Genomic DNA, 15,642 nt, shown 5'->3' with positions numbered 1-15,642 from the left:
CGGTCACAAGGTGCGCAACAGCACCGCCGGCTGCTCCACGCAGTCCGCGACATGACGCAGGAAGCCGCCCGCCGTGCCGCCGTCGCACACCCGGTGGTCGAAGGTGAGCGAGAGCTGGACGACCTGGCGCACCGCGAGCTCGCCCTCGTGCACCCACGGTCGGGGGACGATGCGGCCGACGCCGAGCATGGCCGCCTCGGGGTGGTTGATGATCGGCGTGGAGCCGTCGACGCCGAACACGCCGTAGTTGTTCAGCGTGAAGGTGCCGCCGGTCAGCTCCGCGGGGGTGAGGCGCCCTTGGCGGCCGGCCTCGGTGAGCCGGGCGAACTCCGCGGTGAGCCCCTCGACGTCCCGCGCCTGCGCGTCACGGACCACGGGCACGACCAGGCCCCGTTCGGTCTGTGCGGCGAAGCCGAGATGGACCTGGTCGAACTGGACGACCTCACGGGCGGCCTGGTCGACGGTGGAGTTGAGTTCCGGGAAGCGGGTCAGCGCCGCGGTGCAGATACGGGCGAGCAACGCGAGGAGGGAGATCTTCGGCCCGCCGGCCGCGTTCATCGCGGTCCGCGCCCGCATCAGTTCGGTCGCGTCGGCGTCCACCCAGCAGGTCGCGTCCGGGATCTCGCGCCGGCTGCGGGAGAGCTTGTCGGCGACGGCGCCCCGGACGCCCTTGAGCGGGACGCGGCGGCCACCGGCGAGGGCGGAGGGTGCGGATGGCTGCTGGGCCGTCTGTGCCGCCTCTTCTCGCGGCACGGCCACCCGCAGCGCGTTCTCCACGTCCGCCCGCAGGATCAGCCCCTCGGGCCCGGAGCCCGTGAGCTCCCGCAGATCCAGCCCGTTCTCCCGGGCGAGCCTGCGCACCAGGGGGGAGATCACCGGAACGGGCCCGCCGGGCCCCTCCGCCGGGGCCGCCGAGGAGGCCGGGGCGACCGGGGTCACGGCGGCCACGGGGGCCACCGGCACCATCGGGGCCGTGCCGCCGACCGCGACGGTGACGGCGGGTTCCGGCCGCGTGGAGCGGACCCGGCGCCTGCGCGCGGGCGCCTCCGAAGTGCCGTACCCGACGAGCACGTTGCCCGAGCCCCCGGCCCCGGCCTCGGCGTCGGAGGCCGGCGCGCCGACCGCGACCGTGATCAGCGGGGCGCCGACGGGCAGTTCCGTGCCCTCCTCGCCGAAACGGGCCGTCACCACGCCGCCGTACGGGCAGGGCACCTCGACCATCGCCTTGGCCGTCTCCACCTCGACGACCGGCTGGTCGACGGCCACGACGTCGCCGACCTGGACCAGCCAGCGGACGATCTCCGCCTCGGTGAGCCCCTCACCGAGGTCGGGGAGCTTGAACTCCAGTACCTGTGCCATCAGTTCCCGGCCTCCCACTGCAGCCGCGCCACGGCGTCGAGGATGCGGTCGACGCCGGGCAGGTGGTGGCGCTCCAGCATCGGCGGCGGATACGGCAGGTCGAACCCGGCCACGCGCAGCACCGGCGCCTCCAGGTGGTGGAAGCAGCGCTCGGTGACACGGGCCGCGATCTCCCCGCCCGGGCCGCCATAGGAGCCCGACTCGTGGACGACGACCGCGCGGCCGGTACGGCGTACCGACGCGGCGACCGTCTCGTCGTCGAAGGGCACCAGCGAGCGCAGGTCGACGACCTCGAGGTCCCAGCCCTCGGCGCGCGCCGCCTCGGCGGCTTCGAGGCAGACCGGAACCGACGGCCCGTACGTGATCAGTGTGGCGCTGCGGCCCGGACGCCGCACCACCGCACGTCCGATCGGCTCGACGTCCGTCGGCTCCTCCGGGTTCCAGGCGTCCTTGGACCAGTACAGGCGCTTGGGTTCGAGGAAGACGACCGGGTCGTCGGAGGCGATGGAGGCGCGCAGCAGGCCATAGGCGTCGGCGACCGTGGCGGGCGTGACGACGTGCAGGCCCGGGGTCGCCATGTAGTAGGCCTCGGAGGAGTCGCTGTGGTGCTCGACGCCTCCGATGCCGCCGCCGTAGGGCACGCGGACGGTGATCGGCAGGGGCATCCGGCCACGCGTGCGGTTGCGCATCCGGGCGACATGGCTGATGAGCTGCTCGAACGCCGGGTAGGCGAACGCGTCGAACTGCATCTCCACGACCGGCCGCAGGCCGTACATGGCCATGCCGACGGCGGTGCCGAGGATGCCGGCCTCGGCGAGCGGTGTGTCCGTGCAGCGGTCCTCGCCGAACTCCTTCACCAGCCCGTCGGTGACCCGGAAGACACCGCCGAGAGCGCCCACGTCCTCGCCCAGGACGTGCACGGCGGGGTCGGCGGCCATGGCGTCGCGCAGCCCGCGCGTGAGGGCCTGCGCCATGGTGGCGGGCTTGAGGGCGACGGTCGTCATCAGTGCGCGCCTTCCTGCTCGGCCTCGAGCTCGGCCCGCAGCAGCGCCTGCTGCTCGCGCAGCTGCGGAGTGGGCTCGGCGTAGACGTGGGAGAACAGGTCCATCGGGTCGAGGACCGGGTCCTGGTTCATCCGGGCACGCAGGTCCGCGGCCATCGCCTCGGCCGCGTCCCGCGCGGACCGCCGGGCGTCCTCGTCGAGCAGCCCGCGCGCGGTCAGCTCGCGCTCCAGCAGCTGGATCGGGTCGTGCTCACGCCAGGTCTGCACCTCTGCGTCGCCGCGGTAGCGGGTGGCGTCGTCGGCGTTGGTGTGGGCGTCGATGCGGTAGGTGACCGCCTCCACGAGGGTCGGACCGCCGCCCTCCCGCGCCCGGCGCACGGCGTCGGCCAGCACCTCGTGCACGGCGGCCGCGTCGTTGCCGTCCACCAGGCGACCCGGCATGCCGTATCCGACGGCCTTGTGGGCCAGCGAGGGCGCGGCGGTCTGCTTGGCGAGGGGGACGGAGATCGCGAAGCCGTTGTTCTGTACGAGGAAGACGACCGGCGCCTGCCAGACGGCGGCGAAGTTCAGCGCCTCGTGGAAGTCGCCCTCGCTGGTGCCGCCGTCACCGACCATGGCGAGCGCGACCACGTCGTCGCCCCTGAGGCGGGCGGCGTGCGCGAGGCCCACGGCATGCGGAAGCTGGGTGGCGAGCGGGGTGCACAGGGGAGCCACCCGGTGCTCGTAGGGGTCGTAGCCGGTGTGCCAGTCGCCGCGCAGCAGAGTGAGGGCCTCGACCGGGTCCACACCGCGTGCGACGACGGCGAGGGTGTCGCGGTAGCTGGGGAACAGCCAGTCGCGCTCCTCCAGGACGAGCGCGGCGGCGACCTCGCAGGCCTCCTGGCCGGTGCTGGAGGGGTAGACGGCGAGTCTGCCCTGTTTGGTGAGTGCGGTGGCCTGGACGTTGTAGCGGCGGCCGCGCACCAGCTGGGCGTACAGCCGGCGCATCAGCTCCGGGTCGGCCTGTGCGGCCGCGTCGGTGCCGAGGACGCGGTACGGCACCGCGTCGGGCAGCAGCGGCGCGGGGTCGGTACGGGGCTGCCAGGCCGGCGGCGGAGTCGGCCGGTACGTGCCCCGCTGCTCCATGACCGTCATGACGGCACCTCCTCGGGGATGCGGCTACGGGAGGCGTGTCGGGTGTGACCCGCCTCACCTACCGATTGTTCGGTCGTCGGCACATTTTGGCTACAGGCCCCCTCAGGCTGTGGACAAACGGTTCTCCACAACCTGAGATGGACGCAGTACGTCCATGCTGGGAAGGCGGGGGGACATGGCACCTGAACAAATGGCCGAAGGGCCGGAGAACGGTGCCGCGCTTCCGCCGAGCAGCCCCGCGCAGAGCGGGCCCCCGCCGTCGGCCGGCCCTACGCCGTCCGGAGGACCTCCGCCGTCGAGCGGTCCCGCGCCGTCGACGGCTCTCCCGCCGTCGGCAGGCGCCGCGCTGCCGCCGGCGCGACCGCTCGACGCGATCGACCAGGACATCCTGCAGATGCTCCAGGCGGACGGCCGCGCCTCGATACGGTCGGTCGCCGAGCGGGTCCACGTCTCGCGGGCCAACGCCTACGCGCGGATCAACCGGCTCATCGACGACGGGGTCATCCGCGGCTTCGGCGCCCGCGTGAACCACGAGCGCGCCGGACAGGGCACGAGCGCCTACATCACCCTGAAGATCGTGCAGAACTCCTGGCGGACGGTGCGCGAGCAGCTCAGACAGCTGCCCGGCGCCTCCCACATCGCCCTCGTCGGGGGCGACTTCGACGTCCTGCTGCTGGTGCACACGCCCGACAACAGGGCACTGCGCGAGGTGGTGCTGACCCGGCTCCAGGCGATCCCCGAGGTGCTCAGCACCCGCACGCTGCTGGTGTTCGAGGAGGAGGACCTGGAGCCACAGGGCTGAGCGGCGGACCGAGCCTGAGAGCGCCGGTCCGGCCTGGTCAACAGGGCCGGCCGGGTGAACAGGGCCGGCCGGGTGGACGGGTCAGGCCGGGGTGTCCGGCCCGGCCGGGGCCGTCCGCAGGCCCTCGAAGACCAGCCGCACCACCGCGTCGGCCACCTCGCTCTCGACCATCCCCCGGCCGCCGGGCCGGTACCACTCGACGATCGAGTTGATCATGCCGAAGACCAGGCGGGTGGCGAGCCGCACCTCCATGTCGCCGCGGACGTCCCCGTCGGCGGCGGCCGCCCGCAGCAGGTCGGCGACGCGGTGGTCGAAGTCCCGGCGCCGTTCCAGTGCCCACCGCTCGGTGTCGGTGTTGCCGCGTACGCGCAGCAGCAGCGTCACGTAGGGCAGTTCGCCGATCAGCACCTCGACCATGCGCCGCACGACGTACTCCAGGCGGTGCGAGGCGTGCCCCACACGCGCGTGCTCCTCGCCGAGGATCCCGAAGAGGCCGTCCAGGGCGCGGCTGACGGCCCGCCGCAGCAGTTCCTCCTTGCCGGCGACATGGTGGTAGATCGACGACTTGGAGATGCCGGCCGCCCTGGAGAGGTGCTCCATGGAGGTGCCGTCGTAGCCACGCTCGTTGAAGACCTGGACGGCTACGGAGAGCAGGGTCTCCGGGGTGTAGGTGTCGCGCTTGGCGGTGGTCACGAGGCGCCCTCCCGCTTCTCGGTGGCGTAGGAGTGCCGGTACAGCGCGAGGGACGGCGCGTAGCGGCCGCCGGGGTCGCGGTCGTGCAGGTCGTCGAGGAGGGAGTAGGCCCACATGCGGCCCAGCCTGCGGCTCCACTCGAAGGGGCCGAGGGGGTAGTTCACGCCCAGGCGCATCGCGGTGTCGACGTCCTCCTCGGTGGCGACGCCCTTGGCCACGGCGTCGTGCGCGAGGTCGACGATGCGGGCGACCGTGCGGGCGACGATCATGCCGGGGACGTCGCCGATGACGCTGACGTTCTTGCCGAGCGCCTGGAAGAGGCCGATCGCCTCGGACATGGTCTGCGGGGCGGTGTCCTGCGAGGCGGACAGGGCGATGCGGGTGGCCTTGCGGTAGTCCAGGGCGAGGTCGAAGTAGACGACGTCCCGGAACTCCACGGAGGTCTGGCCGTCGGCGAGGGCCAGCTGGCCACCGCTGGGCAGCACCAGGCGGGTGCCGTGGTCCTCTTCCTCCTCGCGGACCTGGATGCCCGCCTCCCGGATCAGCGCGAGCAGCTCCGAGGCGGGGCCCAGGTCGCCCTCGGCGACGACGTAGGCGGGCGGCTGGGCCTTCTCCGCGGTGTGCGGCTCGGCGGGCTCGGCCCCCTCCCGGTAGTCGTACCAGCCCTGGCCGGTCTTACGGCCGAGCCGGCCCGACTCGACGAGGCGGCGCTGGGCGAGCGAGGGCGTGAAGCGCGCGTCCTGGAAGAAGGACTGCCACACGCAGTGCGTCACCGACTCGTTGACGTCCTGCCCGATCAGGTCGGTCAGCTCGAAGGCGCCCATCCGGAAGCCGCCCGACTCGCGCAGGACGGCGTCGATGGTGGCGGGGTCGGCGCCCTGTGCCTCGTAGACGGCGAACGCCTCGGCGTAGAAGGGCCGGGCGATGCGGTTCACGATGAAGCCGGGGGTGTCGGCGCAGGCGACCGGCGTCTTGCCCCAGGCGCGGGCGGTCTCGTACGCGCGCGTGGCCGAGGTGACGTCGGTGGCGTACCCCGAGACCACCTCGACCAGCGGCAGCAGCGGTGCCGGGTTGAAGAAATGCAGGCCCACGAATCGGCCGGGGTTGCGCAGGGCGCCGCCGACGGCGGTCACCGACAGGGACGAGGTGTTGGTGGCGAGCAGGCAGTCCTCGCCGACCACGTCCTCCAGCTGCCGGAACAGTTCCTGCTTGACGTCCAGGCGTTCGACGACGGCCTCGACGACCAACGAGCAGTCGGCGAGGTCGGCGAGGTCCTGGGCGGCGTGCAGACGGGCGCATGCCTCGTCGCGGTCACCGGCCGCGAGGCGGTCCTTCTCGACGAGCCGGTCGAGGCGGGCGCCGATCGCGGCGGCCGCTTCACGGGCGCGGCCCGGGACGGCGTCGTACAGCCGCACGCGGTGGCCGGCGACCAGCGCGACCTGGGCGATGCCCTGGCCCATGGTGCCGGCGCCGACGACGGCCACGGGGCTGCTGAGGTCGAGTGCTGTCATGTGCGCGATCCTCCCGCACGGGGATTTCCACAGATGCGGCAGGCCCCCTTGTCCCGACCGATCGTTCGGTTACTCTAGCGGTGACTGGCTGTTCCCGCCCAGGTTTCCGCCAGGCCACGAGCTCGACGGAGAGTTCTCAAGACGAGGAGTTGGTCCCGCATGGCCGCCGCCGAACTGACCGCGCACGCTCTGATCGCTCAGCACCGGCCCACCCTCGACCAGGCCCTGGAAGCGATCCGCACCCGCGCGTACTGGTCCCCGCACCCGGAACACCCCAAGGCCTACGGGGAGAACGGCAGCCTGGACGCGGCGGCCGGCAAGGCCGCCTTCGACGCCGTCCTGAACACCCGCCTCGACCTCGGCCAGCCCGGCACCGACGACTGGGTGGGCGGCGAGGTGTCGCCGTACGGCGCCGCGCTGGGCGTGACGTACCCGCACGCGGACGTGGACGAACTGCTGCCCGCCATGACGGCCGGACAGCGCGCCTGGCGGGACGCGGGCGCGGAGGTCCGCGCGGTGGTCTGTCTGGAGATCCTCAAGCGGATCAGCGACCGGACGCACGAGTTCGCCCACGCGGTCATGCACACCTCCGGCCAGGCCTTCATGATGGCGTTCCAGGCCGGCGGCCCGCACGCGCAGGACCGCGGTCTGGAAGCGGTGGCCTACGCGTACGCGGAGCAGGTCCGCACCCCCGGCACGGCGGAGTGGAGCAAGCCCCAGGGCAAGCGCGACCCGCTCACGCTGACCAAGAGCTTCACACCGGTCCCGCGCGGCATTGCCCTGCTCATCGGCTGCAACACCTTCCCCACCTGGAACGGCTACCCCGGCCTGTTCGCCTCCCTGGCCACCGGCAACGCGGTCCTGGTCAAGCCCCACCCGCGCGCGGTGCTCCCGCTCGCGCTCACGGTTAGCGTCGCCCGGGAGGTGCTCGCCGCCGCCGGCTTCGACCCGAACCTGGTGGCGCTCGCCGCCGAACGTCCCGGCGAGGGCATCGCCAAGACCCTGGCCACCCGGCCCGAGATCAGGATCGTCGACTACACCGGCTCCACCGCCTTCGGCGACTGGCTGGAGGCCAACGCCCGCCAGGCGCAGGTCTACACCGAGAAGGCCGGCGTCAACACGGTGATCGTGCACTCCACCGCCGACTACAAGGGCATGCTCGCCAACCTGGCGTTCTCGCTGTCCCTGTACAGCGGCCAGATGTGCACCACCCCCCAGAACCTGCTGATCCCCCGCGCGGGCATCCTCACCGACGAGGGCCCGAAGAGCTTCGACGAGGTCGTCGCCGACCTCGCCCGCTCGGTCGACGGCCTCCTCGGCGACGACGCCCGCGCCAACGCCCTCCTCGGCGCGATCGTCAACCCGGACGTCAAGGCCCGCCTGGAGGCGGCGGCGGGCCTCGGCGAAGTCGCCCTCGCCTCCCGCGAGGTGAGCAACCCCGACTTCCCGGACGCGGTCGTGCGCACCCCGGTGATCGTCAAGCTGGACGGGGCAAAGCCGGACGACGAGGCCGCCTACATGAGCGAGTGCTTCGGCCCGGTCTCCTTCGCCGTCGCGGTCGACTCGGCGGCCGACGCGATCGCCCTGCTGCGGCGCACGGTGCGCGAGAAGGGCGCGATGACGGTCGGCGCGTACACCACGGACGGCGAGGTGGAGGAGGCGATCCAGGAGGTCTGCCTGGAAGAGGCGGCCCAGCTGTCCCTGAACCTCACCGGAGGGGTCTACGTCAACCAGACGGCCGCGTTCTCCGACTTCCACGGATCGGGCGGCAACCCGGCGGCCAACGCGGCCCTCACCGACGGCGCGTTCGTCGCCAGCCGGTTCCGGGTGGTGGAGGTCCGCAGGGACGCCTGAGGTCCGGGAGGTCCGTGGGACGCCTGAGGGTCGCAGGACATCCGTCCTGCGGCCCTGGGCGGGCCAAGGGGCCTAAGGGACGGGAGGCGCGCCGGGCGGCGCGCCTCCGTAGGCGCTCCAGTGGTACAGCGTCATGGCCACGCTGGTCGCGAGGTTGTAGCTGGAGACCTGGGGGCGCATCGGCAGGGCCAGGAGATGGTCGGCCCGCGCGCGCAGTTCGGCGGAGAGCCCGCTGCGCTCCGAGCCGAACGCGAGGAGGGCGTCGTCGGGGAGCTCGACGCCCCGGATGTCGTCGCCCTCCGGGTCGAGGGCGAACAGCGGGCCGTCGGGCAGCTCGTCGACGGCCATCCGCTCCACGGCGGTCGCGAAGTGCAGCCCCGCCCCGCCGCGCAGCACGGTCGGATGCCAGGGGTCGAGCGTGCCGGTGGTGATCACCGCGGTCGCCCCGAACCCGGCGGCCAGCCGGATCACCGCTCCCGCGTTGCCCAGGTTGCGGGGGTGGTCGAGGACCACGACGGGAGCGGTCCGGGGCGAGCGTCCCAGCTGCTCCAGGTTGGCCGCACGGGTGGGCCGCACGGCCAGGGCGGCGACCGCGGTGGGATGCGGGCGCGGCACCAGGGAGGCGTACGTCGCCTCCGCGACCTCCGTCAGCAGCCCGTCCAGCGTCCCGCGCACGTCGGGGGCGAGTTCCTCGGCGAGGGCGAGAGCCGCGCGCCGGTCGACGGCGACCGCCACCGGGATCTCGGCCCCGAACCGCACGGCGTGCTTGAGGGCGTGAAAGCCGTCGAGCAGCACGGCGTCGTCGGCGAGCCTGTGCCACCGGCCGAGCGGATCGCGGCCGGCGCTCAGGGGGTCGGTCATGCCGTGAACCCTACGCGCGCGGGCGCGGCGCCTTCCTCGTCCGTGGGCTCCGGCGCGGCTCTGCCGCCGCCGTCACGGTCGCCGCCGCCGTCGCCGTCGCCGTCGGAGAACAGCCGCCCACGCGCGCGTGCCGCCCAGCCGCCGAGCCGGTGCAGGAACGGGGTGGGCAGGAAGACGGCGTCGGTCGCGATCATCGCCAGCGAGAAGAACGGCAGCCCCAGCACGACGGCGATCACCGAGTGCTCGAGCATCATCACCGCCAGCAGGACGTTCTTCAGCCGCCGGTTGGAGAGGGTGAACGGGAAGGCCACCTGCACGATGACGGTCCCGTAAGTCACGATCATGACCATCGTGCCGCTGGCGGACAGCAGGTCGGCGAGCATCGGCCAGGGTGAGAAGTAGTCCAGGTGGAGCGGGTAGTACACGGCGGTGCCGTCCTGCCAGCGCGAGCCCTGGATCTTGTACCAGCCGGCCGTCGCGTAGATCAGACAGGCCTCGACCATGATCACGACCAGGGCGCCGTTGTGCAGGACGTTGCCGATCACGTCGAGCAGGATCCGCGGCTCCGCCGACTTCCTCAGCCGCCCGACGGCCCACCACAACCCCTGCGCGCACCACGCCGCCCACAGGAGCGCGGGAATGAACCACTCGCTGTGGAAACGGTCCGCCACGGTCACCGTGATCAGTGCGCACCCGGTCACGGCCCACAGCACGGGGCCGACCCGGTCCGTGACCCGCTCTCCCCGCGCGCGTGCCTCCTGCTCGCGCCGGACCCGTCGCGCGTCCAGCGACCACACCCGGCCGCAGCGCATGAAGACCAGGTAGATCGACATCAGGTGCAGCACGTTGTCGCCGCCGTCGCCGACGAAGACGCTCCGGTTCTGCAGCGAGAGCACGCCGACCATGAACAGCACCGACATCGTGCGGGTGCGCCAGCCCAGCAGCAGCAGCGCGCTGGAGAGCAGCGCGAGCGCGTACACGAGCTCGAACCAGCCCCGCCCGTCGGACCACATCAAGGCGGTGAACGCCCCGTTGGAGTCGATCAGCTGCCGGGCCAGCTCCCAGTTCCAGGGGCCGTCGGGACCGTAGAGCTCCTCACGGTGGGGGATCTCGCGCAACAGGAACAGCAGCCAGGTCACGCTGAAGCCGATACGGACCACCGCGCTCTGGTACGGCCCGAAGGCCGACTCCGTGACACGGGCGATGCCGGCGGACACCGACAAGGAGAACCGGTTCACCTCGTGCCTCCCTCAGTCGCGCCGTCCGGCACCGACCACCAGGACAGTTCGCGGTACACCGGGCTCGTCGACACCTTCTCGGTGCTCCACTTCGGCGGGGTCACATTGGTGGTCCGGGAGCGGACCTGGACCCGCTCCACGACACCGCCGTCGGCCGTCAGGCCGCCGCGCTCCAGCCGCAGCACCACGATGCGGCGCAGATACGTCTCGGCGAGCGCGCCCCGGACGCCGGCCGAGCGGTTGTCGTTGTCGTGCGTCGCGGTGAAGAAGTCCCAGGCGCGGCGCAGCTCGTTCTGCTGGGTGTGGCTCGGCACCAGGTTGCCGTCTATGGCCCGGCCGTCCTGCGCGGACAGGTCGTACCAGTTGGTGGTCCGCGATCCGCCGTCCGCGGTGCGCACCTGGGCGCGGACCTGGACGGAGATGTTCTGCTGCAGCGGGTTCGGCGCGAACAGCTTCCAGTTCTGCTCGAACTCCGGGTAGATCCACTCGTCGATCGCCTTGCCGTGCGCCTTGGTGACGGTGTTCGACGGTGCGACGTGCAGGAACACCATCCCGACGTGCAGACAGACGGCGACCGCCACCACGGCGAGCGCCAGCGCGGCGCAGACCTGATAGCGCGGGGACAACGCCGCCACACCGGTACGAGGCCCGGTGGCGCTGCCCCCGGGGTCGCCGGCCTCAGAGGCGACGGCCTCCCGCTCACCGGCCTCAGGGTTGCCCGCCTCAGGAGCGACAGCCTCCCGCTCACCGGCCTCAGGGTTGCCCGCCTCAGGAGCGACAGCCTCCCGCTCACCGGCCTCAGGGTTGCCCGCCTCGGGGGCGTCGGCCTCGCGGGCGTCGGCCTGGGCCTCGCCGAGCTCGGCGCACGGTCCGGCATCAGGGCTCGGGAGTTCGGATCGCGGGCCGGGCAGGGCGCCGCCGGGAAGTGCGTCTTCGGCGCGCGGCGCCCGCGCCTCCCCCGGTCCGCTGCGCCCCTGTGGAGCGCCGGAGCCTCCGTCGTACGCGTCCATTCCGCCCCGTTCCCCGATCCCGGTCGTCCTCGCGCTGCGTCGCGCAATCGCGAACGGTACTCAGCATCACCCGTTCGGCGCAGCCCTCCCCCCGGCGGCGCCGGGAACGGGCCGGGGGCGAAGCGGTCGTCCACAGGGACACCCGCAGGTTATCCACAGCGGTTGACACCATACGACGGCCGTCCCACCATGGAATCGCACGGACCGAACGATCGGTCGGGAGAAGGCTCGGGCAGAGCCGAGGCCACGGCGTCCAGCCGAGGCCCTAGGTCAAGGGGGACCGCATGGCGACAGCAGCCGCGCACCAGACGGCCCGCACACACGGGAACGCCGGCCAGGAGGGCGGCATCGCCGACGAGACGTACCAGCGCGTCTTCGACGCCACGGTGGCCGCCGACGAACGCATCGAGCCACGCGACTGGATGCCCGACGCCTACCGCGCGACGCTGGTGCGCCAGATCGCCCAGCACGCCCACTCCGAGATCATCGGCATGCAGCCGGAGGCCAACTGGATCACCCGCGCGCCCTCCCTGCGCCGCAAGGCCATCCTCATGGCGAAGGTCCAGGACGAGGCGGGCCACGGGCTCTACCTGTACAGCGCGGCCGAAACCCTCGGCGCCAGTCGCGAGGACCTGCTCGACAAGCTCCACACCGGCCGCCAGAAGTACTCGTCGATCTTCAACTACCCGACCCTGACCTGGGCGGACGTCGGCGCGATCGGCTGGCTGGTGGACGGCGCCGCGATCACCAACCAGGTCCCCCTGTGCCGCTGCTCCTACGGCCCGTACGCGCGCGCCATGGTCCGCGTCTGCAAGGAGGAGTCGTTCCACCAGCGCCAGGGCTACGAACTCCTGCTGGCCCTCAGCCGCGGCACCCCGGAGCAGCACGCGATGGCCCAGGACGCGGTGGACCGCTGGTGGTGGCCGTCACTCATGATGTTCGGCCCGCCCGACGACGAGTCCGCGCACTCCGCGCAGTCGATGGCCTGGAAGATCAAGCGCCACTCGAACGACGAACTGCGCCGGCGCTTCGTCGACATCTGCGTCCCGCAGGCGGAGTCCCTCGGCCTGACGCTCCCCGACCCGGACCTCAAGTGGAACGAGGAGCGCGGCCACTACGACTTCGGCCCGATCGACTGGACCGAGTTCAAGGAAGTCCTCAAGGGCAACGGGCCGTGCAACGAGCAACGCATCACGCAGCGCAAACGCGCACACGACGAGGGCGCGTGGGTACGCGAGGCAGCCGCGGCCTACGCGGCCAAGCACAGCCCCAGGACGGAAGTGGAGCAGGCATGACCGACACCGACTGGCCCCTGTGGGAGGTGTTCGTGCGCTCCCGGCGCGGCCTCTCCCACACCCACGCCGGCAGCCTGCACGCGCCGGACGCCGAGTTCGCCCTGCGCAACGCCCGCGACCTGTACACCCGCCGCGGCGAAGGCGTCTCCATCTGGGTCGTGCCGTCCTCGGCGATCACGGCCTCCTCGCCGGACGAGAAGGACCCGTTCTTCGAGCCGGCCGCCGACAAGCCCTACCGCCACCCGACGTTCTACGAGATCCCGGAGGGGGTGAAGCACCTGTGACGCGCCAGGCACCCGCGCCCACGGCGGCGCACACGACCACCGCCGCGCTCGCCCTGGGCGACGACGCCCTGGTGCTCTCCCACCGTCTGGGGGAGTGGATGGGCCACGCGCCCGTGCTGGAGGAGGAGGTCGCGCTCGCCAACATCGCGCTCGACCTGCTCGGCCAGGCCCGGATCCTGCTGTCGATGGCCGGCGACGAGGACGACCTGGCCTACCTGCGGGAGGAACGGGCCTTCCGCAACGTGCAGTTGGTCGAACAGCCCAACGGCGACTTCGCCCACACCATCGCCCGCCAGCTGTACTTCTCCACGTACCAGCACCTGCTGTACGACCGGCTGGCGGCCGGGCGGAGCCCGTTCGCGGGGCTCGCCGCCAAGGCCGTCAAGGAGGTCGCCTACCACCGCGACCACGCCGAGCAGTGGGCGCTGCGGCTCGGCGACGGCACCGACGTCGCCCATGAGCGCATGCGGCGCGCCTGCACGGCCCTGTGGCGGTTCACCGGCGAGATGTTCCGTCCCCTGGACGGTCTCGACCTCGACCCGGCAGGCCTGGAACCGGACTGGCTGGAGTCGGTGGGCGGCATCCTGGGGCGGGCCGGTCTGGCGCTGCCCGAGGGGCCGCGCACCGGAGCGTGGACGGCCGGCGCGGGCCGCGAGGGTCTGCACACCGAGTCGTTCGGCCGGATGCTCGCCGAGATGCAGCATCTGCACCGCAGCCACCCGGGGGCGACATGGTGACGCCCACCGCGCTGGAGGCGGAGCTGTTCGAGGTCGCCGGCGCGGTGCCCGACCCCGAACTGCCCGTGCTCACCCTCCAGGAACTCGGCGTGCTGCGCGCGGTGCGCCTGGGTCACGCGGACGCCGTCGAGGTGGAGCTGACCCCCACCTACACCGGCTGCCCGGCGATCGAGGCGATGTCCCTGGACATCGAGCGGGCGCTGCACGCGCACGGGGTGCGTGAGGTGACGGTGCGCACCGTGCTCACGCCCGCCTGGTCGACCGACGACATCTCGGCCGAAGGGCGCCGCAAGCTGCGGGAGTTCGGCATAGCGCCGCCGCGCGCCGTGCGCGGCCCGGGACCGGTGCCGCTGGAACTGGGACCGACCCGATCCGGCCGGACCACCGGTCGCACCCCGGTCGCGGCGGCCGCGGGCCACGCGGTCCCGGCCGGGTCCGCGGCCGCGGTCGTGGAGCCGACACAAGCGTCGGCGCAAACGCCGGCAGAGGCCCCGGTCGCGGCGGCGGACCCGATCCGCTGCCCGCTCTGCGGCTCCGCGGAGACCGAGCTGCTGAGCCGCTTCTCCTCCACCGCCTGCAAGGCGTTGCGGCGCTGCCTGGCCTGCCGCGAACCCTTCGACCACTTCAAGGAGTTGTGATGGCGCGCTTCCACCCGCTCCGCGTGGCCGCGGTGGACCGCCTCACGGACGACTCCGTCGCCCTGACCCTCACGGTCCCCGAAAAGCTGCGCGAGGAGTTCCGGCACGCTCCGGGACAGCACCTCACCCTGCGCCGCTCGGCCGGGAGAACCGACGCAGCCCTCGGCGCCGAGAGGACCGACGGGGCCCACGGCACCGACGGAGCTGACGGGGCCGACGCGGCTGACGGGTTCGAGGTCCGGCGGACGTACTCGATCTGCTCGCCCGCGCCCGACCCCGGCGGCCCGGGGCCCCGCACCCTGCGCGTGGGCGTGCGGCTGGTCGAGGGGGGATCCTTCTCGACGTACGCGATGAAGGAGATCGGCGTCGGCGACGAGCTCGACGTGATGACTCCGGCGGGCCGCTTCACCCTGGACCCCGCGCCCGGCCTCTACGCGGGGATCGTCGGCGGCAGCGGCATCACTCCGGTGCTGTCGATCGTCGCCACGCTGCTGGCCCGTGAGCCCTCCGCCCGCTTCTGTCTTCTGCGCAGCGACCGGACGGCCGCCTCGACGATGTTCCTGGAGGAGCTCGCCGACCTGAAGGACCGCTTCCCCGAGCGTCTCCAGCTGGTCACCGTCCTCTCCCGCGAGGAGCAGCAGGCAGGTCTGCCCTCCGGGCGGCTGGACCGGGAGCGGCTGACCCGGCTGCTGCCCTCGCTGCTGCCGGTGCGGCAGGTGGCCGGGTGGTTCCTGTGCGGGCCGTTCGGGCTCGTACAGGGCGCTGAGCAGGCGCTGCGCGAGACAGGGGTGCCGCGGTCCCGGATCCACGAGGAGGTCTTCCACGTGGACGCCGCACTGCCGCCGGCGCAGTCGGCGGCACCCGCCCACAGCACCGTGACCGCCCGGCTCGACGGCCGGGGCGGCAGCTGGCCCGTGCGGGACGGGGAGTCGGTCCTGGAGACGGTGCTGCGCAACCGTCCCGACGCGCCCTACGCCTGCAAGGGCGGGGTGTGCGGGACCTGCCGGGCCTTCCTGGTCTCCGGCGAGGTGCGCATGGACCGCAACTTCGCCCTGGAGCCGGAGGAGACGGACGCGGGATACGTACTGGCCTGCCAGTCGCACCCGGTGACGGAGGCGGTGGAGGTGGACTTCGACCGCTGAGCTACCCGCCCGTTCCCTTCTTCTAGAACCTGTTCTATCTTGACGACCCGTCAGATCAGCTGACCCGTCGGGAGGACAGGC

The 15,642-nt window shown here is 72.7% G+C and carries 15 protein-coding genes; 7 read left to right on the top strand and 8 right to left on the bottom strand.

Annotation, left to right across the window (positions count from 1 at the left end; genetic code table 11):
* Nucleotides 1-3: 3 nt before the first annotated feature.
* The 3 genes from Sri02f_RS30915 to pdhA are packed head-to-tail and all read right to left on the bottom strand — an operon-like array spanning nucleotide 4 to nucleotide 3,496.
* Nucleotides 4-1,359 carry a dihydrolipoamide acetyltransferase family protein gene (locus tag Sri02f_RS30915; RefSeq protein ID WP_109004625.1) on the bottom strand — a complete coding sequence of 452 codons (1,356 nt, stop codon included), beginning with the start codon at nucleotides 1,357-1,359 and terminating at the stop codon, nucleotides 4-6.
* On the bottom strand, nucleotides 1,359-2,363 hold the full coding sequence (locus tag Sri02f_RS30910) for an alpha-ketoacid dehydrogenase subunit beta (RefSeq protein ID WP_109004624.1): 1,005 nt from the start codon (nucleotides 2,361-2,363) through the stop codon (nucleotides 1,359-1,361). Before Sri02f_RS30910 ends, Sri02f_RS30915 begins: the two co-directional genes overlap by 1 nt.
* The gene (pdhA, locus tag Sri02f_RS30905) at nucleotides 2,363-3,496 is read right to left on the bottom strand and encodes a pyruvate dehydrogenase (acetyl-transferring) E1 component subunit alpha (protein ID WP_109004623.1); all 1,134 of its coding nucleotides are present in this window, start codon (nucleotides 3,494-3,496) and stop codon (nucleotides 2,363-2,365) included. Before pdhA ends, Sri02f_RS30910 begins: the two co-directional genes overlap by 1 nt.
* Before the next feature lie 346 nt (nucleotides 3,497-3,842).
* Here pdhA and Sri02f_RS30895 point away from each other — a divergent pair, with 346 nt between their 5' ends.
* On the top strand, nucleotides 3,843-4,298 hold the full coding sequence (locus tag Sri02f_RS30895) for an Lrp/AsnC family transcriptional regulator (protein WP_069771564.1): 456 nt from the start codon (nucleotides 3,843-3,845) through the stop codon (nucleotides 4,296-4,298).
* A gap of 81 nt (nucleotides 4,299-4,379) precedes the next feature.
* Here Sri02f_RS30895 and Sri02f_RS30890 read toward each other — a convergent pair whose 3' ends face one another.
* Nucleotides 4,380-4,991 (bottom strand): TetR/AcrR family transcriptional regulator, encoded by a 612-nt coding sequence (locus Sri02f_RS30890; RefSeq protein ID WP_109004622.1) that lies wholly within the window; start codon nucleotides 4,989-4,991, stop codon nucleotides 4,380-4,382.
* Nucleotides 4,988-6,502: a 3-hydroxyacyl-CoA dehydrogenase gene (locus tag Sri02f_RS30885; RefSeq protein WP_109004621.1), complete on the bottom strand. Its 1,515-nt coding sequence runs from the start codon at nucleotides 6,500-6,502 to the stop codon at nucleotides 4,988-4,990. The genes Sri02f_RS30890 and Sri02f_RS30885 overlap by 4 nt, the downstream gene beginning before the upstream one ends.
* Before the next feature lie 159 nt (nucleotides 6,503-6,661).
* Between Sri02f_RS30885 and paaN the strand changes: the two genes are divergently transcribed.
* Nucleotides 6,662-8,356 (top strand): phenylacetic acid degradation protein PaaN, encoded by a 1,695-nt coding sequence (gene paaN, locus Sri02f_RS30880; protein ID WP_109004620.1) that lies wholly within the window; start codon nucleotides 6,662-6,664, stop codon nucleotides 8,354-8,356.
* Between the two features lie 72 nt (nucleotides 8,357-8,428).
* Here paaN and Sri02f_RS30875 read toward each other — a convergent pair whose 3' ends face one another.
* The 3 genes from Sri02f_RS30875 to Sri02f_RS30865 are packed head-to-tail and all read right to left on the bottom strand — an operon-like array spanning nucleotide 8,429 to nucleotide 11,465.
* Complete coding sequence (locus Sri02f_RS30875) at nucleotides 8,429-9,217, bottom strand: TrmH family RNA methyltransferase (protein WP_109004619.1); 789 nt, start codon at nucleotides 9,215-9,217, stop codon at nucleotides 8,429-8,431.
* Complete coding sequence (locus Sri02f_RS30870) at nucleotides 9,214-10,455, bottom strand: HTTM domain-containing protein (RefSeq protein ID WP_109004618.1); 1,242 nt, start codon at nucleotides 10,453-10,455, stop codon at nucleotides 9,214-9,216. The genes Sri02f_RS30875 and Sri02f_RS30870 overlap by 4 nt, the downstream gene beginning before the upstream one ends.
* Nucleotides 10,452-11,465 (bottom strand): DUF5819 family protein, encoded by a 1,014-nt coding sequence (locus tag Sri02f_RS30865; protein ID WP_109004617.1) that lies wholly within the window; start codon nucleotides 11,463-11,465, stop codon nucleotides 10,452-10,454. Before Sri02f_RS30865 ends, Sri02f_RS30870 begins: the two co-directional genes overlap by 4 nt.
* Before the next feature lie 284 nt (nucleotides 11,466-11,749).
* Between Sri02f_RS30865 and paaA the strand changes: the two genes are divergently transcribed.
* The 5 genes from paaA to Sri02f_RS30840 are packed head-to-tail and all read left to right on the top strand — an operon-like array spanning nucleotide 11,750 to nucleotide 15,561.
* A complete protein-coding gene (gene paaA / locus Sri02f_RS30860) occupies nucleotides 11,750-12,760 on the top strand; it encodes a 1,2-phenylacetyl-CoA epoxidase subunit PaaA (protein ID WP_109004616.1) in 1,011 nt (336 codons plus the stop codon).
* Nucleotides 12,757-13,044, top strand: coding sequence for a 1,2-phenylacetyl-CoA epoxidase subunit PaaB (gene paaB / locus Sri02f_RS30855; protein ID WP_109004615.1), 288 nt, complete (start codon nucleotides 12,757-12,759; stop codon nucleotides 13,042-13,044). The genes paaA and paaB overlap by 4 nt, the downstream gene beginning before the upstream one ends.
* Complete coding sequence (gene paaC / locus Sri02f_RS30850; RefSeq protein WP_109004614.1) at nucleotides 13,041-13,781, top strand: 1,2-phenylacetyl-CoA epoxidase subunit PaaC; 741 nt, start codon at nucleotides 13,041-13,043, stop codon at nucleotides 13,779-13,781. Before paaB ends, paaC begins: the two co-directional genes overlap by 4 nt.
* The gene (gene paaD, locus Sri02f_RS30845) at nucleotides 13,775-14,419 is read left to right on the top strand and encodes a 1,2-phenylacetyl-CoA epoxidase subunit PaaD (RefSeq protein ID WP_109004613.1); all 645 of its coding nucleotides are present in this window, start codon (nucleotides 13,775-13,777) and stop codon (nucleotides 14,417-14,419) included. The genes paaC and paaD overlap by 7 nt, the downstream gene beginning before the upstream one ends.
* Entirely contained in the window at nucleotides 14,419-15,561 is a 1,143-nt protein-coding gene (locus Sri02f_RS30840; RefSeq protein WP_109004612.1) for a 2Fe-2S iron-sulfur cluster-binding protein, read from the top strand. The genes paaD and Sri02f_RS30840 overlap by 1 nt, the downstream gene beginning before the upstream one ends.
* Nucleotides 15,562-15,642: the final 81 nt, after the last annotated feature.

Origin of the sequence: Streptomyces rishiriensis (genome assembly GCF_003112535.1) — a bacterium.
Classification (GTDB): Bacteria; Actinomycetota; Actinomycetes; order Streptomycetales; family Streptomycetaceae; genus Streptomyces; species Streptomyces rishiriensis.
The sequence above is the reverse complement of the archived record's forward strand: the minus strand, read 5'-3'. Positions and strand labels throughout refer to the sequence as shown.